Consider the following 20204-nt stretch of genomic DNA (forward strand, 5'->3'; position numbering starts at 1 on the left):
AAAAAAATTAAAACGGAACCGCATATTCCTAAAAACTTCTTTCACTTTGGCACGAAAATAAGAAGTAAGGGTAATTAGATTGATCTTGTCAACACCGTGTGTTTTTTAATTTCGAAATCATTTAATCTTGTTACGATTTTTGTTTAACCCTTCGCTTCAATTCATTTTTTACGGAACATATGCTCATATTAGCTGACTTGTAAACTAATCTCCCACAATAAGATTCTAAAACCAGCTAACTCAAACTAGTCTAGTTGAACTACAATTCGTAACTTTGCAAAATAGATGTTTGAGTTGATGTTTCCGAAGTGAAAAAACTTAAAATCTTACTTAATTTTAAACTATATATTTTATATGAGCGAAGACATAAGACAACTAGAACCAAAAGCCCTTTGGAATAAATTTGCAGATTTAAATGCAGTTCCTAGACCTTCTAAAAAGGAGGAGCGCGTGATTAAATTCATGAAAGACTTTGGAGAAAGCTTAGGTTTAGAAACGATGGAGGATGACGTAAGAAACGTCATTATTAGAAAGCCAGCGACAGCAGGTATGGAAGATAGAAAAGTAATCGTGATGCAATCGCATTTAGATATGGTGCATCAAAAAAATAATGATACTGTTTTCGATTTTGATACTCAAGGTATTGATATGCATGTTGAAGGTGATTGGGTAAAGGCAAAAGGGACTACACTGGGAGCAGATAACGGATTAGGTGTTGCAACCATAATGGCTATTTTAGAAAGTACAGACATTGCTCATCCAGCTATCGAGGCGTTGTTTACTATTGATGAAGAAACAGGAATGACTGGTGCCATGGGATTAAAAGGAGGTTTACTTAACGGTGAAATTCTTTTAAATCTAGATACAGAAGAAGATGATGAAATTGGTGTAGGTTGTGCTGGAGGTGTCGATGTTACTGCGACTAGAACGTATGAGCAAGAAGAAACGCCTGAGTTTAAAATTGGTTTTAAAGTCACTGTAAAAGGTTTACAAGGTGGCCATAGTGGAATGCAAATTCACGAAGGTTTAGCAAATGCTAATAAAATCATGAACAGAGTTTTGTTTGATGGTTTTGAGAATTTTGGTTTACGTATTTCTGAAATTGATGGTGGTAGTCTTCGCAATGCGATTCCTAGAGAAAGTAATGCGATAGTTGCTGTTGATTCTATTCATAAAGACTCTTTTGTTGCTGAAATAAATGATCTAGCTAACGAAATTAAAAAAGAATACAAAACCATGGAACCTGATATGGTTATTGAAGTGTCACAAATTGAGACTCCAGAGCAAATCATGGATTTAGGAGTTCAAGAAGGATTGACTAGAGCATTGTATGCAGCTTTAAATGGTGTGCACCGCATGAGTGCTGATATCAAAGATTTGGTAGAAACGTCAAATAATGTGGCGCGTGTGATTGTAAAAGATGGAGCTATTAAGGTTGGATGTTTAACCAGAAGTTCTGTTGAGAGTTCTAAATGGGATTTAGCAAATATGTTGCGTGCTACATTTGAATTAACAGGGTGTGAAGTAGAATTATCTGGTGATTATCCCGGATGGACACCAAATATGGATTCTGATATCTTAAAAGTATTAGTGCCAATTTACAAAGACTTGAATGGAGGAGAAGAGCCGCATGTTGCTGCGTGTCATGCAGGATTAGAATGTGGTATTCTAGGGACTAATTATCCTGATATGGATATGATTAGTTTTGGACCAAATATCAAAGGAGCACATTCACCAGATGAGCGTGCACAGATCTCTTCGGCTCAAAAGTATTGGACATTTGTTCTTGAGATATTGAAGAACATTCCAAAGAAATAATAAGTATATCTATTATATTAAAAAAGGCGATTTCAATATTGAAACCGCCTTTTTTAATATAATGTATGGGTGATTTATACTATTATTTTTTCTCTATCACATCAACCATTTCAACGATAAAGGTTAAATCTGTATTTGGAGGAATACCTCTGTTTCCCCGCTCTCCATAAGCCAAATGTGATGGTAAGTAAAAGAATGCTTTTTCACCAATATTTAAAGTTGCTAAAGCTTCTTTAAAACCAGGTATCATTTGAGCATTAGGACTCACCCACATTGCTGTTGGACCATATTGATTAGCATCTGCACGTCTTTGGTTAAACATACCATACTTTTCTGAGATTTCAACTCTGTCACTATCAAATAAACGACCATCTGTGAAGTACCCTTCGTAATATACTCTTACAGAATCTCCAGGTTTTGGTTTTGCGTTAGTACCTTCTGTTAATATATGTTTTTTAAGACCAGAAGCCAATGCAATAGTTTTTGTAGTGTATTCATTTAAAGTTGATTTTGTCTCCGCAGAAGCAGTTGCCATTTTCTCATCACGCTCTTTTTTCTCCTGCTCAAGTTTTCCTTTCTTATCGTCCTGTATTTGCTTGATTTCTGCTTCTACATTTGGTAATTCTGATTCAAATACCTTTGGAGCATTAAATGATTTTGCAGCAGAACCTTTTCTAATAATATTCACTTTTAAGATGTAAACATTTTCAAGAGGTTTTTTAGATCTAGGATCAACCGCTACATTTGAAATGGCATCCTGAACTTCAATTCCTTTAACAAGTTCTCCAAATATAGAGTGACAGCTTACTCTTGGTTGATCACAAGGTTTCAATTCTCCATCGTCATCAAAAGCATCTAAGCTTTGGTAAGGTACTTCTGTTATAAAAAACTGACTTCCGTTGGTGTTAAACCCACCACTATTTGCCATAGATAAAAGTCCGCCTCTATCATGTTTTAATGAAGCGTCAAAATCTGCTGTAAATTTATATCCCGGGTTTCCACCACCTGTAGCAGTATGATCACCGCCTTGAATCATAAACTTATCCATAACACGGTGAAATGTTAGGCTGTCATAATATGGTTTTCCTTTAAATTCGTCACCCATCATTGGATGGTTACCTTCTGCTAATGCTACAAAGTTTGCAACAGTTACAGGCACTTTGTCGTAAAATAATTTAGCGATCATCGTGTCTTTACTGGTAACTATTTCCGCGTAGAGTCCGTCTTCTAGATCAGGATACTCTTCCTTACATGAGACCAAAGTTACTACTAAACATAGCATAAAAATTTGGAGTGTTTTGCTAATCAATTTCATTCTAATTACTGGTTTTTTGTGTTATATTATTTACGGTTACTTTTACTATTAAAGGGATGTTTGTTCCAATTCTATTCTTGTCACCATAATAGCCATATGCTTTTTGTGATGGGAATAGAAAAGTTACAGTCTCTGTTGGTTTCATTAGTTTCAAACCTTCGCGTAAACCTGTGAAGATTTCTTGTTTATCCATGACGTATTGTTGTGCGCCTAACTCTTCTTCAGAATAAATGGTATTACCGTCGAGGTCTTTCACATTGTAATTAAAATCAATTACATCTCCAAAACTAGCAGTAGTGGTGTCTATTTCTACTTTAGTATGATATCTGTACCAAAACCCGCTATTTGAAGCCACATAATCATATTCAGGATTTTGAGACATTATAGCTTCGATTTTGCCACTTTCTTTTGCGTTCAACTTTTTACTTCGAGCAGCAGACTCTTTATAGAAAGAACCAGATTGAACCGATTCTGGTTTGCGAGCTTCTGGAGTTTTACAACTACTAAATGTAATACTGATTATGAGAAGAATTATATACTTCATTAGGCTTTGAGGTCTTTTTTATATTGAGGCAAGATACTAATAAATTTGTCAATGGTGTCTCTCATATTTAAATCACTTTTTCCGCCTGCAGCATTGGTGTGTCCTCCACCTTCAAAGTGTGATCTAGACAATTCATTAACCGAAAAATCACCTTTACTACGTAGCGAGATTTTGATGATATCATCTTGGTGACTTTCAATAAAAATAGCTGCAAAAATAATACCCTTTAGAGACAAACCATAGTTTACAAAACCTTCGGTGTCTCCTTTTTTGAAGTTGAAGGTATTAAGTTCTTCTTGAGTTAATGTAATATACGCCGTTTTGTATTCTGGAATGACTTTTAAATTACTTAGTGCTTTGCCCAATAATTGCAAACGTTCATAACTATTAGTATCCATAATATTATTATGAATTTGAGCGTTATTTGCACCTTTTTCAATAAGAATTCCAATGATTTTGTGAGTTGCGCTTGTCGTTGATGAAAATCTAAATGAACCGGTATCTGTCATGATTCCTGCATATAAACAGGTTGCAATATCAGTATTCACTGTATCAGTGTCATCCAACATAGCAATAAAATTATATACCATTTCACAAGTTGAAGACATGGCAACATCAGAATAGGTGTAGGTTGCATAATCATCTGGTTGTTGATGATGATCAATCATAATCTTTAAACCTTTAGAAGCAGTAACGGCGTCTTGCATACTACCAATTCTTCCTAGAGAATTAAAATCTAAAGTAAAAATTATTTCTGCGGAAATGAGCAGTGCATCACAGGCCTCCTTTTGATGATCATATTTTAGAATAGAAGATTCTCCTGGCATCCATTTTAGAAAATCAGGGTAATCATTAGGGGCAATTATTAGGGCGTTATGATTGTATTGTTTTAAATAATGTAAAAGACCAAGTGTAGAGCCAATAGCATCTCCATCTGGGTTTTTATGAGGAATTATTACAATTTGTTTTGGTGAACTTAAGAGTTCTTTTATACTGTTGATGTCTTCTTTATTCATAGAATACAAAAATAGGTTTTTTCAGTTTAGGTTTCTTAACCTATGTCCGTTTTCCGTGAAAAATGAATAGTTATCCTGCTAGGTTTCAAAAATATCACAGGTGTCTTTAAGACAATCTGGATTTTTTAAGACGAATTATGCATTTATTTTTTAAAGAAAATAGACTTTAGTACGAAGTGAGGTCGTCATTTAATTAAATTATGAATGAGTTCTAACTTTGATTTGTGTATATAAACAAATACCTTATTTTTGCACAAAATTTAAAATATTAAAATGGCTACAAATAGAACATTTACAATGCTTAAACCAGATTCTGTTGAAAAGGGGAATATTGGTGCAATTTTAGAAAAAATCACTGCTTCTGGTTTCAGAATCGTAGCAATGAAATTAACGCATTTGACAACCCAAGATGCTCAAGCATTTTATGAGGTTCACAACGAAAGACCTTTTTATGGTGAATTAGTTGAGTACATGACAAGAGGACCAGTTGTTGCCGCTATCTTAGAAAAAGATAATGCAGTAGAAGATTTTAGAACGCTTATTGGTGCAACTAATCCTGCAGATGCAGCAGAAGGTACAATCAGAAAATTATACGCAGCTTCTATGGGAGAAAATGCAGTTCACGGAAGTGATAGTGATGACAATGCAGCTATTGAAGGCGCATTCCATTTTGCTGGTAGAGAGATGTTTTAATTAGAAGTTTTCTATACTATATTGAAAGTGCAACCCTTGGTTGCGCTTTTTTTGTTCAAGGCTTAGCGGTTCTCAAAAACAATGTAGTTTCAGTATAAAAAACTACTTGATTCTTTAGTCTAAAGCTTTCAGTATGGGAAATAAGAATATCTAAACAACTTACAAACACATGTTGAACTACTTATTAGGCCAAATCAATTTATTGAAATCAAAGCTAAAATTGCTACTGTCCATCAACCAAAGAGATGCGGTACCGTTCCGTCGTTTTCTTTAGGTTTTTTGAGAGGGACTGTAACCAATTCATATGGTTGGCAATTAAAAAGGCTTCCTGAAGACCATGAAGTGTTTCAGTATCCAATTCAATGTTACCTTGTCTGATACTTTCATCTCGTAAATTTGATAATTGCTGGTATTTACTTAACAACTTCTCTTGTGCATTTTCAGCAATTTGTTCAGCGTCTTTTGTCTTTATGTGAGATGGGTCAACACTATCGAACGACATTTGGAGCGTATTAGAAATTTTTTCGATAAGGACATGAAATTCTTTTGAAGCAGGAGTAGTCTTATGATTGATTATAAAATTACCTATAGACGCGATTGCCGAAATCATAGTTTGATTAAGCGTTACAATTTCATAAATGAGCTGAAACTCTTTCTGTTTTGATTTTGGGTCTTGAGTTAAACGTTGGAAGGCAGCATTCAAATTACCAATAGCAAGAAAAGCATCTTTCCGAGCCACATTATAAGAGAGTTTATGTTTAGATGTATCTTGATATAACTCTCGGGTTGCCAAAAGATATTTTCTGTTCATTTTTAATGCATTGAGAAGCACCTGAGTTAGATTATCAGCTTCCCAACTTGGGAAAAGTACATAGTTCGCAACGACAGCGATAGTAGAGCCAATGATCGTATCGATGACGCGATATTGAATGACTTCAAAGGCATTGGGATTGATAAAGGAATATACAAAGACGATACTAATGGTGATTAATGCAGCGGCAGATTTATAATTTTGCTGTATCAGTGAAAAAGCCAATACCAATGAACCTATCGCTAATATGGAGTAAACCACTACATTTTGAGTAATCAGCACAATACCAACTGCAACAGCGGCACCAATGAATGTTCCGATAATACGATCTTTAGAGCGCACTTTCGTTAAACCATAGCTTGGTCGCATAATTACAACAATGGTTAGCAGAATCCAATAGGTATTTTGTATATCAAAAAAGAAGCCTAGAAGGTATGCAAAGATAATAGCAATGGTAAAGCGCAATGAATGTCTAAATAGTTTAGAATCCAAGCTTAAATTTTGAATAAACACATTTAATCTGTATTCTTGGAGCGTTAAAAACTGACTCGAATCTTGTCTTCTTAAAGATATTTTGGAGGCTTCTTTGACATTCTCCATAGCACGTCTAATAGCTCTTATTTCTAGAAGTAATTGTTCTTGATAATCGTATAGGTTTTTTAATAATAAGGCACCTTCACGAGCTTTAGGTAATTTGACAGTATTGATATAGTTTGTGATAGATTCGTTGGCTCTTGATAATGCTTTTATTAAAGTATCATTGTTTGGTATTTTATCATTTTGAATCAATAATTCAGATAAACGTATAAGATGGTTACCCATAAGTTTATTTAGCGTCTTAGAAGCTTTTAGGAATTCTTTTCGATGGCCAAAAATCTCATCGATCATTTTATAATCCAAATGTGTTGCTTCTATCAATTCGAAGATATTGATAGAAGAGAGAAAAATTAATAGTTGCTTTTCTTCGTAACGAGAACGTCCTGAGCGTTTGCGTTCGGTAAATAGAGTTTCTCGAAGTGTCTCGTGTTTCTCATTGATTTGGTGTTGAAGTACGAAAATTTGTTTGAGAAGTTTATCACGCTTGGTTTTCTTTGTTAATAATTTGGCACGTAATTTTAAATATTCACCAATAAGTAGGAGCGTATCAGACAATAATTGATTCTGATCTTTTTTAGGCGCTAATTTTTGAAAAACAAAGGAAACGACTAAATACCAAAGACCACCAACGCCCATTAGTGCCACCTGAATTAAAATCTCTTGTGGTGTTTCTTTTTGAATAGCAAATGCCAATACCATGGCCAACAAGCCAGAAAAGGAAACTAAAGACGCTCTAAAACCATAAACAGAAATTAGGGATACGATAAAGGAAATGACTATAAGAGCGATTAGCAGAAGAAGTAGGAAAGGTTTTGAGAATAGTATTATCGCTGTAATAACCATCGTTAAACCAATACTGATTAATATAGCATTGACCTTACGTTTGATACTTCCAGGAATATCGCCTGGTGCATTTAAAAAAGTACCGACAACAACAGCAGGAGCATATTCGAAATAGCCTAAAAAATATAAGACACCAAAGGGTACAACAATACCAACACCAAGTCGAATACCTCGATCAAAGTTGGAACTTTTTAAAAATAATTCTAACTGTTTTAATTTTTCTCTCAATTGGATTTACAATTTGATTGCAAAGTTAGAGTAATTGAGCTAAAGTACGGTCTACTAAAATTGTTTTAGTTGTGGTTTGAGTTGTATATTTAAGAAAATGTCTAGTGTGAAATTATGTTGTAGAAGCTTTCTTAAGTTTTGTCTTTTTGATCCGGAAAGCTATTAGGAGAATGAATCACTTTTTTAGTAAGGAATTTTAAGGTTTATTAATTGTGTATCTTTAAAATTATAATTAATTATTTATGATCAAAGTTTTTAGACGTATTTGGCAGGAACTATTCTCTCAACATAATTATGGTTTTAATGGTAAAATTATAATAGTTTTAACCCTATTGATAGCTAGTTCTATGTTTTCCCAACCACCACCAACATGCGAAGCAAACGGAAATTCAGGATTTGGAGGAGCTGTGGGCGAAGGCCATTTTTTATTCACTGGCGAATTCAGTAATCCAATAATATTTGCCATGACTACTAGCGGTAATGAAATAAACGATATTTTCGTTTTATATATAGATACAGGTGCCCCTGGGCGCAATGAAATTGATCTTACAGTTGATGATGACACCAACGACCAAACTATTGCAATATCAAATAGTAATGCTTTTGGTAATGGAAGTATTGTCAATTTTCCAGCTGGTTTTGAAGCTTCTTATGCTGTGGCTTTAGATATGAATTCTGGCGGTTTGTGGTCCATACCAAGTACAGGCGCTGTAGGAGAAGGAGAATTAGAGTTTGTGACGTCTGTTAACTCTACTTTAGAATCGAATACACAATCTTTTTACGAGTTCAGTTTTAATTGGGAAGATCTTGGACTAACTAGTCCAAATGAGTTCAATTTTGTAGGACTTTATGTTAGTAATACAGCGTATTCCTCAGACGAAGGTTATGGTGAAGGAATTGCTATTGGAACAGAAGGTTCTGATGCTATAACATTTACGGGCTACCTCACTTTACCTGGTTGTGACGCTGTACTAAGTACATTAGCTAAGTCATTTAGTATGATTACTAGTTATTATGTAAATGGTCAGTTGTTTATAAAAGGCATCAATGAGTTAGCTATAATTAGTGTTTATGATTTACAAGGTCGAGAACTATTTAGAAATCAGTATGAAATCCAAGACGCCTTACCAATACCATTAGAGCTTAATGATAATAAATTACAATTTATTATTATCGAAAGCTCTAATAAAAGAAAAGTGCTAAAAGTAATTTCTAATTAATAATGTATCAAGCCTAAAAGAATTAGCAGCACTATTATGATCTAACGCAAATTAGTTATGGTTTTTAGTCAATCCAAAAAGTGCCTATTGAATACGTTTTCGCTTGACCACTAATGATGACTCTATCGTTTTTATCTTGACAGTTTAATGTTCCAACTCTATCAGAGATTTGCATAGCAGAAAGTTCTTTTTTGTTAAGTCTCTTTGACCAAAATGGAATTAAAGAGCAATGAGCTGAACCAGTCACTGGATCTTCTAAAATTAAGGCTTGAGGTGTAAAAAACCGTGATACAAAATCACAATCATTACCTTTAGACGTGACAATAACACCACCTGGATTTAGGTTTATTTGGTCAAATGTTTGTCTGTCAATTTTGATGTTTTTTATATCTTCTTGAGAATCATAAATTAAGACGTAATCTCTTGATTTAAATACCTCCTTTGGTAATATGTTTAGTGATTTTTCTATTATTTCAGGTAGTTTAGAAATCAAGGGCATTCTTGATGGAAAATCTAAAAAATAGAAATCATTTTGCATGAAAACAGTGAGGTCTCCACTCAAGGTTTCAAATATAATTTTGTCTTTAGGATAATTTAAAATTGATTTTAAACAATGGGCAGTTGCAAGAGTTGCGTGACCGCATAAATCCATTTCAATTTCTGGAGTAAACCATCGTAAATGTATTTTATCTCCTTTGTCAACATAAAATGCAGTTTCTGCAACCGCATTTTCTCTCGTTATTTTTAAAAGTAAGTCGTCTGATAACCATTCGTCTAAAGGCACTACACAAGCTGGATTTCCACCAAAAACAGTATTAGTAAATGCGTCTATTTGATAAAGGTCTAATTTCATGTCTCGTGAAGGTCGTAATTGTAGTTCGCGTTTGGTAGTTGTTTAAACAACTAATTTAGCTAAAATGGAATTAACCAAAGAGAATTCCAAAGAAGTTTTCCAAGCAGGCTAAAACTAGTAATAAATTATAAACTTATATGAATATGTACCCCGTCAATAGTTGCATCCTTAATGATTTTCGATAGTTGCTTATCTTTTTTCTTCTTTTCTCCCAACATCTAGATCATTTCTTCATCACTTAATTGTTAATTTACAAAAGTAAAGTTGTTAACTTATATGATGTATAAACTTAACTTTATAATTCCGTAGAGGGGAGCTATTTTTATTTCTAATTTTATTTAAGGCGTTAATAATTAAAATATATTGTTCTTGTTTCTGGTCATTATGGTTGCCGACTGTACTTCGAAAAACGGTGGTGAAAAACAAGTAATTGATGCTGATAAATAGCTCGAAAGAGATTTAAAAATGCATCACAAGGAAGGGGCCTCCTATTTAGGTGGAGATACATCTGTAATGAATTAACAAAACTTTACTAAGGATATTGTTATAGTAACAGTTGAAGTTAATCTGGCTGGAATTGATGAGTGCAAAGCTTACCACTTAAACTATTTGACTGGCTTTACTGAAATTAAATAGACCATTATTGACGCTTTTGGGCGAGGAGGTAAACTGGTCAAACACTGAAACTTTAGAGGGAAGCACATTGGAATGTTCTTCGGAATTGCTCCAATAGCAATTTTTTTAGATTTAGCCAGAAGGACTCTTTAATACTAAGAATAATTACTGCAAATTCGAGAAGGTATTTAATTAATTTTTTTTCGTCATCGATGCTAATTAATAGGAGTACCTAAAACAGGATAAATTATTCATCTCTTAATTTCGAATCAATTTATGGCTACAAGAAACACTAATATTAGTTATTAGTTTTCAAGTAGTAAGTCGGGATTATAATTATTGGTGAATGGTTTGTTGCGTTTTTAAGCCATTAACTTAATATTATTTCAGATGATAATGCTTTACTTTAAACCTAGCGTCACAAATAGGTGAGATTTTATTTTCCATACATTAGACGTTTTAATCCACATGGCTGAATACTTCCCATTGACTAAAGATTCATCACTTTTTTCTGGTTGGTATCCATTCCAAATTCCAGTTTCCCAAGCCAATCCTATTTTTTCATTAACTATAAGTTCTTTTGTTTCGCGAACCAGATATATTTTACTTTTTCCGCCATCTAAAATATATTTTTCTAATGCTTTTTTTCCAGACAATAAATTTCCATTTCCCGTTGTTGTCAAAACGTCATCTGTTAGATATGAAAGCACTACTTCTTCGTTGTGTGACTTAAGAGCTAGATTTGAAGCCTCTCTAATTGCTAATATTTGCTCTTCATTAGTTTGCGATAATAGTTCTGATGTGCACATAAAAAGGTAAAGAACTATAAAAAGGAGGTGTTTCGTGTTTTTCATTTATTCTATACTTTGTTGGTGCTCGTTTTTATTTATTTTAGCCATGTTTTAGAGTCAATTATGGGCAAGAGCTGATAACAGACAATGCGAAATCAACAAGAAATTGATATTTATCTGTATTGTTACTATCACCTATACTGTGCACTAGCGCCGTTCTGTCTCCGATGCCTAAGGCTTGATACTTGTTTATAATTATTATACCGTTTTCTGGGTCATGTGCATCTGGGTTTATTGGGTTCTCGGATGATCCTGGTTCTCTACCATAAACAAAGTAAATTGGTGCTGATGATATATTTACTTCGTCTGTTGGAGACCACCAATTAGGATCTGTCCAAGTACCATCAGGAAGTGCATTATAAAAATAAAACCCTTTAATATTTGGGCTCTCTTGGTGTCCATATTTCCAGCTGATAATGCTTCCACGAGAAGAACCTCCAATAATAAAGTTGGACGTGTCGAGGTTGAATTCTTCAGCATTATTTATAACCCATTCAAACATAAGTTCTGCATCATTCCATCCCGTTTCTACTTCGCTTGGTGTATTTACTGAAGTTAGAGATTCCCATGCAATAACAGAGACACCTTGGGCATTCAAATCTTCTATTATTGAGTTTGGCATATAGGTATTGCCACCATTTCCATGAGCATCAAAATAAACAGGCGTTGAACAATCTGATTCAGCTTTATAGATATCAAGGAACTGTCTAGATTCCGAGCCATATTGTACTCCTTTTAAAAGGAAACTTTCTGTTAAAGAGTTACTGTTTATTCCTTCATTATTAGAACTACAAGAAACAAAAAGTATCGCAAGTGTCAAAATTTTTAAAAATGCCTTCATCTGAATTTAATTTTTTGTTACTCCTCTGTTGATCATTTAAGGACTCTGTTGCTTAATCCAATTCTGAATAATATTTTTGTAATATATTGATAACAAATGTATTAAATCATTTGTTATAGTCTTTTATCCGCTAACTAAATGTCAGCATAAAGTAATTATTTACTTTCCTTTAAAAAGAGAAATTAGTACGTATGATGTATGGTTAGCTGCTTTGGTTAGCAACTAAATTAGTCAAAGAAAATGAATCATAGGGAAATCTGGAGGATTTTTCGAGTATACGCATAACAAGCAATTAAATATTCACGTTGTTAGTGGTTGTTTCTATTTGTATTTACTTTTTCTTAAAATATTGACAGCTTCAAGATTAGTTCAATATTCTGCTTTAAGATTTTTATTGTTTTCTAAGGCTGTTCTCACAATATCATAGCCAACAGAATAACCGCTCCAAACAGGGTAATTGTTTGATCCAAACATAATCTCCGTTTGAAGGCCAATATCTTTGCTTTGTAAGTTTGGCTCAATAGTATTCCATAAATCTGAAATTTGATTTTCAGTTAATGCCATGGTCCAAGGAGCTATTACACTAGGGTAAAGTGAGTGGGCGAAACAGTCGCCTTTTCCCTCAAATACCAAGTAGTCAAGCAGTGTCCAATTGGTTGATTTTCCAAAATTTAAGTTTGTCCAGTATGCATGGTTAAATTCATGAGCAACTGCATATTCAAGCATGCTTTCCCATCCTAAAATATCTGGTTCAATTGTCAAAATGATTTGTTTTGAACCTGCCATCAAACCTATTATACCACTCATTCCTGCTACGACTTGCTTAAAATTTGGGTTTACAGGAAGGACATAAATGGTCAAACTTTCGTTGAAAATAGATAGTCGACTCTTATTTATTGCCCCAATTATTTTGTTTTCAATTGTTGTTTTGTTTATCGAAATTCTATCAATTGATTGTTTTAGTTCGAAGAAGTTGTTTATAGGAGAGGCGATAAAGTCCTTAAAAATGGCAGAATACTCACTTTTCTTAAAGTATTTGTTATAGATTAGGAGTGAGTACCTTTTCATTATAAATGCTGTCAACTTTTTTATCGTCTGCATTTAATTCGTCAACGAAAGTTTCATAGTAGTCTGTTAGGAAAATAATTTTGTCTGAAGTTGTTTGTCCATAGCATGAAACTAAGCTGGACAACAATGTAAATGTCAATAAAATGATTTTACTACTTTTATTCATGGGTAATTATTGCTTTAAGAGATGATGACTGATTCGTTGAATTGTTACAAGTGAGATTAACGTGTGGTTTACGTTTAGTTGCCCTGGCTAGCATCTAAATTAGTAAAATAAAATTAACCAGAGGTGAATTTGATAGCATCTTAAGAGTACACATTTAACAAGCATTTGATTATACAGGTTGTTGGCTTTTCTTTATACTGCTCGTAATTTGGCCATAAAGCATTATATGTTCAAATCATCTTAATTTTTTTATTTCTCTAAACCCTTCTTAATTCAGTCTTTCAAATTGTTTGATTTAATACTAATAGCATCAATACGTCTTATAAGGTTTTCTAAACTTTTTTGTACAAAGATGAATTGTCTTTTGTGATTCCTTCATTGACATCACTAATAATATTACTTCTCACCTAATCATTTCCTATCAGTATATAGTAATTTCATCTTTCGTAAAGTTTGTAATTAGGCGTAATGGTATTTGGCAAATAGTTAGAGTTTAGGGCCTAGGGTTTTTCTGTAGTTTTCATTTGCTCATAAGCAGAACTGCTAAAGTTAAATGTACTTTATGAATAATAATCTTCTTTTAAATATAGTTCAACATTTTACGCATTAATACTGGCCAATAATGTGTCATGTTATTTTAAAAAATAGTTTCAAATTTAACAGACATAAAATTTAAGCGGTAGATGTTTGATTGCAGTTCTATATCTAATTTCTTAAGTAATGAGTTTTGAATGGCCTCATTTTTATGATCAGTATTCCAATTACTTATGTGAAGTGCTATAAAAATTTTGGTAACTACAAGAAAAATTTATCCAATAGCATAAAGCACATATTTACTAGCCTTATCATATTTATTTCTCGGGAACGAGGGAATCTTATTAGTTAGTCTTAGTGAAGGCTAACAATCGGATATACCCAACTGTAAATATCCAAATTAGGACGCTAATATAATAAATCTTTGATTTTTACACATGATTTATTGAAGTGATGATTGTCTTTTTCAATCACTTCCTAACCAAACCAACAAGTTGCTTACCAAACACTGCAGCAACACCAGAGGCCAATCCACCAACTAATCCAGTCACCAAAATCAATACATGAGGATTACCACCAAGAGGAAGGAGTACGGCTATCTTCTTAGCCAAAGTGAAATCATTAGCACTACTTACGATAAAGGCATAGATTGCCCAAAAGCAAAATACAGCTAGAAAAGGCACAAAAAATACAGCAGCCTTTTTCAGACTAAAAAATAGTGCAGATACAAATCCTGCAACCATAACAGACCACCAAGGTAAATAGAGCGATAGGAGTACTGCTAAAATTATTGTGATGACAAAGTTTATAATGTTAGTCTTCATATTATTTACTTGGTGTTAACGTTTGTGTCCCTATAATTTGATCTGTAGCCTTAGCATCGTGCAAGAAGTTTAATTCATGATACTTGCCAATTGCCCAATCATCAATAAAATTATCGTAATAGGCGCTTCCTGGATTACCAGATTGTCCACCAGGATAAATCCCGAAAGCTTTAGGAGGCGAACTCATTTCTACAATCATTCTCCACGATGGTCCGTGAGTTGCAGAAGCCGCATTGACAATATTGCGATCACCACCAATAGGTAAATCAAATCTCGAAAAAGCAGGTAAACCCTGAAGTAGATGACCAACATGAGTGCCTTTATAAGCTTGCCAATTATAGTCACCATTTTTAGCTTTCCATTCCATGAGCTCTTTTACAGTATCTTTAAATGACAATAAAAACAAATCTTGAGCCGTTTCTTTCTCTGGAGTTTCTACAATATCCATAAATTCATTCTCCGGTTTTGTTTTCATCAAATAAATAGTCTGATAGGCATATGGTGACATCAATGCTTCCTCTTCGGTATCAAATTCATCCCAAGTTAAATGGTATAATTTGGAGTACCATTTTGACCAAATACTCGGACCTAATTTTTCTATATCGTTATTAAAATCCCAAGCTTTGATTTGGGTATAAATCTCCTTTTCTTCGGAGGTCATTAAACTATCGTCCATCGAATCAAACATAAAAGGCAATAACTCAGCGGCTTTTAAATTATAATTATTATTGTGAAGCGCTTTAAAATCATCTATTGAAAATTTATCTTTTGAATTAAAGAAATCATTAATCACACGATTTCTATAGGTTTCATAACCGTCATTAAATACATAAAACGGATAGTTTTTATCAACAGGATGTTGATTAGCCGAACTCACAAAACCACGTTCTGGATTTTTAGTGTGTGCATTAAATGCCTGCGGAATATAACTCTGCCAATCATGTTCTGGATTAGAACCATCCAATAGAAATTTACCTTGACCTTTCCACTTATTAGGAAAAAGACCTTGAATCCAAATAGCAATATCACCTTCCGTAGAGGCAAAAACAAAGTTTTGAGCGGGTGCTGTATATCCTTTTAATGCGTTGACATAATCGTCATAATTTTTTGATTTGTTCAACGCTAAAAAGGCACCCTGATTATTGCCTCCAATATGACCAACCCATTTCATAGCATAACCAGATTTTTCGTTATCACTCATGAAATTATGATCGTAAGTCACAGGTCCATGATGCGTATAAATTACAGAGTCGATAACCGTTGCAGCACCTTTTACTTTAATCTCTTCAATACGCACTGATGTGTTTCTCCATTGATTATCATATTTGTACTGTGTCCTAGTGGTGTCTTTAAATTCAATTTTGTACCAATCTAAAACATCCCGAGTCGCGTTAGTTTCTCCCCAAGCTATATGATTATTAAATCCTGAAATAACGCCTAGAGCACCTGGTAACGTCGCTCCCATAGTATTATACTCTGGTGTGCTCAACTGCATAACAAACCAAATGGAAGGTAAGTTTAAGCCTAAATGTGGATCGTTGGCAAGAATGGGATTTCCAGTAGTCGATTTTGCTCTAGAAACTGCCCAATTATTACTGCCATTATCTGGATTTGGTTTTTCTATGGTTTGCGGTATGGTATCCAACGGTAGTTCTCCTTCAGGAGTTTTAGTGATCTCTACATCAATAAAACTCCAATCGGTTTCTTTTGGAATAATGGGATCATTAACATCAAAAAAATCTGGAAATAGTAAGTCAAAACGCTCTTTTCCGAATTTGCGCAACATATTCGTGTATTCTAAATCATTGTCTCCACCAGCTAACATCTTTGTCATATACATTAATAGTAGCGTGGTTTTTTTTGTGGTCCAAGCTTCTGGCTCATAATCTAATAGCTTATATTCTACAGGAAATGTTTTAGCATCTAAGGATATTATATAACTGTTTACACCATCACGATAGGCTTCTAAGAACTTTATAGCCTCTGGATTTTCTCGCATTTTTTCTAGTGCTTTTTCTGCACCAAATCCCATTCCTCGTCTGCGTTCACTACGATCATAATTTAAGCCTGCGCTTCCAATAAGTTCTGAGACACGTCCTGCAGCAGCATGTGTTTGAAATTCCATTTGCCATAACCTATGTTTTGCAGTGATATAGCCTTGTGCTTTGTATAGATCTAAATCGTTTTGAGCAAAAATATGAGGAATCAATTGTTCATCATAATGAATGGTTACTGGAGCAGACAAACCTTGGATATTGACATTTCCGTCGATAGTTTCTTCTTGATCATTTTGCCAAACTCCACCTGCAGGATCTAAGAATTTACCAATAGGAGGGATCGAACCTAATTTTGTGTTAAATACATAGAAAATAACAATTGTGACTACAAAAGTTATGACGAGTTTGAGGTATTTCATATGGTTGGGGTTAGTCTACTAAATTACTGATATTTACGATTATTATTGTTGTTATTTAAGGTTTAGATATCAATCTCAACCATTTCAGCTCTAGCACCAAATCGAATTGGTATGGCACTTGTTCCAATTCCTTTTGAAACATACATTATAGGTTCATTTTCAGTATACCACCCTTTTAGATATCTACCGCTACCTTGAGGTGTAATTGGAGCAAAACCTAAGAAAGAAATTTGCCCTCCGTGTGTATGTCCTGATAAAACAAGATCAATAGGTAAGTCTGCTTTTTCAACCGCAATCGTATCTCTGTGTTGTGGGCAATGCGTTAAGACAATATTAGTTTCAGTGTTTTTTAAGTTGGTGACCGCTTTTTGGAAATCAGGATAACCGCCAACAAAATCATCAATACCAATAATTGAAACTGTACGATTTTTAATAGTGATACTTCGGCTCTCGTTAATTAAAAGCTCACAATTATTTTTTGAAAACATAGTTTCCAATTTAACTAAATCAACTTCTCCCCAATATTCCCAATTGCCTGTAATCGCATATTTTGGAATAGTATTATCGATTAATTGCAAAAACGTATCTAAAGCGTCAATTTTATCTGTGTTATTAACAGAATCACCAGTTATAAAAATCAGATCAGGTTTTAGATCATTTATTTTTTTTGCTATTGATTTGTGGAAATATCGCAGTGTCTCAAAATGCAAATCTGATATTTGAATAATCTTTATCTTGTTATTTTTAGGTTTAGAAATATCGAAATAGTTCCAATCGATAACATATTTTTCAAACCAAAAGCCGTCTAAAAAGACTAAACCGATAGTTGCTAGTAACGTTCTTTTAACAAATTTTCTTCTGGATAATTTTGACATTTATAAAAAATAAATAGCTTTATCTGAGCACCAATTTACTCACCACTTTTTTACCGATAGCGTCATTAAGCATATCCACAATTTTTTGTTTTCCGTAGCTTAATTCTTCACGAAGTACGCTAGAACTTAAAGCCACATATAAAACATCTCTGTCCAATGAAACATCTGTAGTATAATTATTCACACCATTTCCCATCATTTTTGCCCAGGCATCTTTAACATCTACTTTGTCCAAGCCAGATTGTAATTTATTTTTCTCTACAAACTCTTTGAGGATATCGCTAATTGGTAAATTTTCGTTGTGTCGCTTTGCCATGTTCATTTTCCGAAGTTATCGGAAATCTTATTATTCATTACTAAAAAATTGTTATTTGGTATCAAAATCTAAATCTAAAGATTCGTAACGTTTATAAATATAGACGTCTTTATTGGTGTTATTGAGTATTATCAATTGGGTTTCATTGGCATTTAAAATGGTTTCTTTCCATTTTGAATAAGGTGTTGTATAATAAATATTAAGACTGTCATCATCTATTTTTATACTGAAATTTTCTTCACTTCTAGACGTTTCAAAAGTTCCAAATAAATTTGGTTTTAGTTTTCTTCGGAAACCAGACAAACTATCTGAAACCTCAATATAATCTATCGTATCATTGAAATTATAGTCTTTTTTTGTGCCATCACTCAAAGTTACTTCGTCAATTTCCCAATACCCATTAAGATGATTTATCATTGTATTAGGATCGTTTGAGCAGCTAAATAACAGTAATGTTATAACTAGTAAAGAAAGTCTTTTGTACATCATATCACCAAATTTCAAAAATTAAAGTACAAATTCCGTGCGCCATCAAGAACGGTATCTGTAGAAATTACATCTATAAGATATATTAACAGTCCAAAGTTAAAAAACAAAATACAATAATATCTCAATAAGCCTTTGGAATTTTTATATCGAAATTTTTAAATTTTAAAGCTTGAATATTTTATAAGACTGGTGAATTTGCTTTATCACATGTTCTGTACGTTCGGCATGAGTATCACTGATAAATAATTGACCAAAATCTTCATTATCAACTAAACTAATTATTTGAGCAACGCGATTCTCATCTAGTTTATCAAAAATATCATCTAATAATAGGAGAGGAGTAACACCATTTTGTTCTTTTATAAAATCAAATTGTGCCAGTTTTAAAGCAATCAAAAATGATTTTTGCTGACCTTGACTTCCAAACTTTTTAATAGGATAGGTTTCAATTTCAAAATTAAGATCATCCTTATGAATTCCAACGCTTGTATAATGTAAGGCTTTATCTTTATTAATATTTTTTGCTAATAAGCTTTTTAAATCATCGTCAAACAAATCGCTTTTGTAATTTAAATTGACTTCTTCATTATCATTACTAATAGCTTTATACCGTGCTTTAAAAATAGGAATGAATGTATTTAAAAATTCGTCGCGGGTTTTATAAATCTCGCTTCCATAAGTGTGCAGTTGTTCGTTATAAACGTCAAGTGTTTGTACATTAAACGTGTTATTAAGTGCAAAATATTTCAATAAGGCATTACGTTGTGATAAAATCTTATTGTAATTAATTAGATTACTGAGATAGACTTTATCACTTTGTGATATGACACTGTCAATGAATTTTCGGCGTGTTTCACTACCTTCAATAATCAAATCACGATCTGCAGGTGAAATTATAACTAAAGGAATTAAACCAATATGATCACTAAATTTTTCATACGCCTTTCCGTTGCGTTTGATCATTTTCTTTTGTCCACGTTTTAGAGACACGACAACCTTTTCGGTTTTGTCGTTTTTATCAAAAATACCATCTACAACAAAAAAGTCTTCGTTATGTTTAATGTTTTGAGATGCAATAGGGTTAAAGTAGCTTTTTCCGAAGGATAAATGATAGATTGCATCAAGGGCATTTGTTTTACCAACACCGTTAGCACCGACAAAGCAATTAATTTTAGCATCAAATTCGAAATTCTGTTGTTCAAAATTTTTATAATTAACTAAGCTTAAAGTGTTTAAAATCATAAAAGTAAAGGGGAATATGGGTATTTGGG

General features: G+C 33.3%; 18 protein-coding genes. 3 read left to right on the forward strand and 15 right to left on the reverse strand.

The features are described 5' to 3' along the window. The first annotated feature begins 354 nt into the window (after positions 1-354). Positions 355-1818 (forward strand): aminoacyl-histidine dipeptidase, encoded by a 1464-nt coding sequence (locus tag H593_RS0109495; protein WP_028872240.1) that lies wholly within the window; start codon positions 355-357, stop codon positions 1816-1818. Positions 1819-1900: 82 nt separating this feature from the next. On the opposite strand, the gene H593_RS0109500 is transcribed toward H593_RS0109495, so the two are convergent. Genes H593_RS0109500 through H593_RS0109510 form a run of 3 tightly spaced genes read right to left on the reverse strand, consistent with a single transcriptional unit; the run spans position 1901 to position 4693 of the window. Then, positions 1901-3100: a peptidylprolyl isomerase gene (locus H593_RS0109500; protein ID WP_051229687.1), complete on the reverse strand. Its 1200-nt coding sequence runs from the start codon at positions 3098-3100 to the stop codon at positions 1901-1903. A 34-nt stretch (positions 3101-3134) separates the two neighbouring features. Then, entirely contained in the window at positions 3135-3677 is a 543-nt protein-coding gene (gldI, locus tag H593_RS0109505; protein WP_028872242.1) for a gliding motility-associated peptidyl-prolyl isomerase GldI, read from the reverse strand. Next, entirely contained in the window at positions 3677-4693 is a 1017-nt protein-coding gene (locus tag H593_RS0109510) for a DHH family phosphoesterase (protein ID WP_028872243.1), read from the reverse strand. Before H593_RS0109510 ends, gldI begins: the two co-directional genes overlap by 1 nt. Before the next feature lie 273 nt (positions 4694-4966). On the opposite strand from H593_RS0109510, the gene H593_RS0109515 reads away from it, so the two are divergent. Beyond that, positions 4967-5386, forward strand: a complete 420-nt coding sequence (locus H593_RS0109515; protein ID WP_028872244.1) for a nucleoside-diphosphate kinase — start codon at positions 4967-4969, stop codon at positions 5384-5386. A 223-nt stretch (positions 5387-5609) separates the two neighbouring features. On the opposite strand, the gene H593_RS0109520 is transcribed toward H593_RS0109515, so the two are convergent. Beyond that, the gene (locus H593_RS0109520) at positions 5610-7865 is read right to left on the reverse strand and encodes an FUSC family protein (protein WP_028872245.1); all 2256 of its coding nucleotides are present in this window, start codon (positions 7863-7865) and stop codon (positions 5610-5612) included. A gap of 242 nt (positions 7866-8107) precedes the next feature. On the opposite strand from H593_RS0109520, the gene H593_RS0109525 reads away from it, so the two are divergent. Continuing rightward, positions 8108-9085 carry a hypothetical protein gene (locus H593_RS0109525; RefSeq protein WP_028872246.1) on the forward strand — a complete coding sequence of 326 codons (978 nt, stop codon included), beginning with the start codon at positions 8108-8110 and terminating at the stop codon, positions 9083-9085. Between the two features lie 64 nt (positions 9086-9149). Here the strand turns inward: H593_RS0109525 and H593_RS0109530 are convergent, their stop codons facing one another. The 11 genes from H593_RS0109530 to recF all read right to left on the reverse strand — a co-directional run bounded on the left by H593_RS0109530 (position 9150) and on the right by recF (position 20175). After that, complete coding sequence (locus H593_RS0109530; protein ID WP_028872247.1) at positions 9150-9938, reverse strand: PhzF family phenazine biosynthesis protein; 789 nt, start codon at positions 9936-9938, stop codon at positions 9150-9152. 1016 nt (positions 9939-10954) lie between these two features. Further along, complete coding sequence (locus H593_RS0109540) at positions 10955-11407, reverse strand: nuclear transport factor 2 family protein (RefSeq protein ID WP_211224956.1); 453 nt, start codon at positions 11405-11407, stop codon at positions 10955-10957. Positions 11408-11465: 58 nt separating this feature from the next. Beyond that, positions 11466-12245: an alpha/beta hydrolase gene (locus tag H593_RS0109545; protein ID WP_028872249.1), complete on the reverse strand. Its 780-nt coding sequence runs from the start codon at positions 12243-12245 to the stop codon at positions 11466-11468. Positions 12246-12614: 369 nt separating this feature from the next. After that, positions 12615-13313, reverse strand: a complete 699-nt coding sequence (locus H593_RS0109550) for a DUF2268 domain-containing putative Zn-dependent protease (protein WP_028872250.1) — start codon at positions 13311-13313, stop codon at positions 12615-12617. Positions 13314-14116: 803 nt separating this feature from the next. Beyond that, positions 14117-14287, reverse strand: coding sequence for a DUF6090 family protein (locus H593_RS21605; protein ID WP_390620525.1), 171 nt, complete (start codon positions 14285-14287; stop codon positions 14117-14119). Positions 14288-14483: 196 nt separating this feature from the next. Continuing rightward, on the reverse strand, positions 14484-14837 hold the full coding sequence (locus H593_RS0109555; RefSeq protein ID WP_028872251.1) for a hypothetical protein: 354 nt from the start codon (positions 14835-14837) through the stop codon (positions 14484-14486). A 1-nt stretch (position 14838) separates the two neighbouring features. Beyond that, positions 14839-17253, reverse strand: a complete 2415-nt coding sequence (locus H593_RS0109560; protein ID WP_028872252.1) for a penicillin acylase family protein — start codon at positions 17251-17253, stop codon at positions 14839-14841. Between the two features lie 62 nt (positions 17254-17315). Next, a complete protein-coding gene (locus tag H593_RS0109565) occupies positions 17316-18128 on the reverse strand; it encodes a metallophosphoesterase (RefSeq protein ID WP_028872253.1) in 813 nt (270 codons plus the stop codon). A gap of 19 nt (positions 18129-18147) precedes the next feature. Next, positions 18148-18444 carry a DciA family protein gene (locus H593_RS0109570; RefSeq protein WP_028872254.1) on the reverse strand — a complete coding sequence of 99 codons (297 nt, stop codon included), beginning with the start codon at positions 18442-18444 and terminating at the stop codon, positions 18148-18150. 51 nt (positions 18445-18495) lie between these two features. After that, positions 18496-18933 carry a hypothetical protein gene (locus H593_RS0109575; RefSeq protein ID WP_028872255.1) on the reverse strand — a complete coding sequence of 146 codons (438 nt, stop codon included), beginning with the start codon at positions 18931-18933 and terminating at the stop codon, positions 18496-18498. Between the two features lie 162 nt (positions 18934-19095). Continuing rightward, entirely contained in the window at positions 19096-20175 is a 1080-nt protein-coding gene (recF, locus tag H593_RS0109580) for a DNA replication/repair protein RecF (protein WP_028872256.1), read from the reverse strand. Positions 20176-20204 lie beyond the last annotated feature (29 nt).

The organism is Psychroserpens burtonensis DSM 12212 (assembly GCF_000425305.1).
Taxonomy (GTDB): Bacteria; Bacteroidota; Bacteroidia; order Flavobacteriales; family Flavobacteriaceae; genus Psychroserpens; species Psychroserpens burtonensis.

What these genes read in the sequence shown, in the direction of transcription:
- H593_RS0109495 (WP_028872240.1), top strand. Translation starts at nt 355, where the DNA reads ATGAGCGAAGACATAAGACAACTAGAACCAAAAGCCCTTTGGAATAAA.
- H593_RS0109500 (WP_051229687.1), bottom strand. Translation starts at nt 3,100, where the DNA reads ATGCTATGTTTAGTAGTAACTTTGGTCTCATGTAAGGAAGAGTATCCT.
- gldI (WP_028872242.1), bottom strand. Translation starts at nt 3,677, where the DNA reads ATGAAGTATATAATTCTTCTCATAATCAGTATTACATTTAGTAGTTGT.
- H593_RS0109510 (WP_028872243.1), bottom strand. Translation starts at nt 4,693, where the DNA reads ATGAATAAAGAAGACATCAACAGTATAAAAGAACTCTTAAGTTCACCA.
- H593_RS0109515 (WP_028872244.1), top strand. Translation starts at nt 4,967, where the DNA reads ATGGCTACAAATAGAACATTTACAATGCTTAAACCAGATTCTGTTGAA.
- H593_RS0109525 (WP_028872246.1), top strand. Translation starts at nt 8,108, where the DNA reads ATGATCAAAGTTTTTAGACGTATTTGGCAGGAACTATTCTCTCAACAT.
- H593_RS0109530 (WP_028872247.1), bottom strand. Translation starts at nt 9,938, where the DNA reads ATGAAATTAGACCTTTATCAAATAGACGCATTTACTAATACTGTTTTT.
- H593_RS0109540 (WP_211224956.1), bottom strand. Translation starts at nt 11,407, where the DNA reads ATGAAAAACACGAAACACCTCCTTTTTATAGTTCTTTACCTTTTTATG.
- H593_RS0109545 (WP_028872249.1), bottom strand. Translation starts at nt 12,245, where the DNA reads ATGAAGGCATTTTTAAAAATTTTGACACTTGCGATACTTTTTGTTTCT.
- H593_RS0109550 (WP_028872250.1), bottom strand. Translation starts at nt 13,313, where the DNA reads ATGAAAAGGTACTCACTCCTAATCTATAACAAATACTTTAAGAAAAGT.
- H593_RS0109555 (WP_028872251.1), bottom strand. Translation starts at nt 14,837, where the DNA reads ATGAAGACTAACATTATAAACTTTGTCATCACAATAATTTTAGCAGTA.
- H593_RS0109560 (WP_028872252.1), bottom strand. Translation starts at nt 17,253, where the DNA reads ATGAAATACCTCAAACTCGTCATAACTTTTGTAGTCACAATTGTTATT.
- H593_RS0109565 (WP_028872253.1), bottom strand. Translation starts at nt 18,128, where the DNA reads ATGTCAAAATTATCCAGAAGAAAATTTGTTAAAAGAACGTTACTAGCA.
- H593_RS0109570 (WP_028872254.1), bottom strand. Translation starts at nt 18,444, where the DNA reads ATGGCAAAGCGACACAACGAAAATTTACCAATTAGCGATATCCTCAAA.
- H593_RS0109575 (WP_028872255.1), bottom strand. Translation starts at nt 18,933, where the DNA reads ATGATGTACAAAAGACTTTCTTTACTAGTTATAACATTACTGTTATTT.
- recF (WP_028872256.1), bottom strand. Translation starts at nt 20,175, where the DNA reads ATGATTTTAAACACTTTAAGCTTAGTTAATTATAAAAATTTTGAACAA.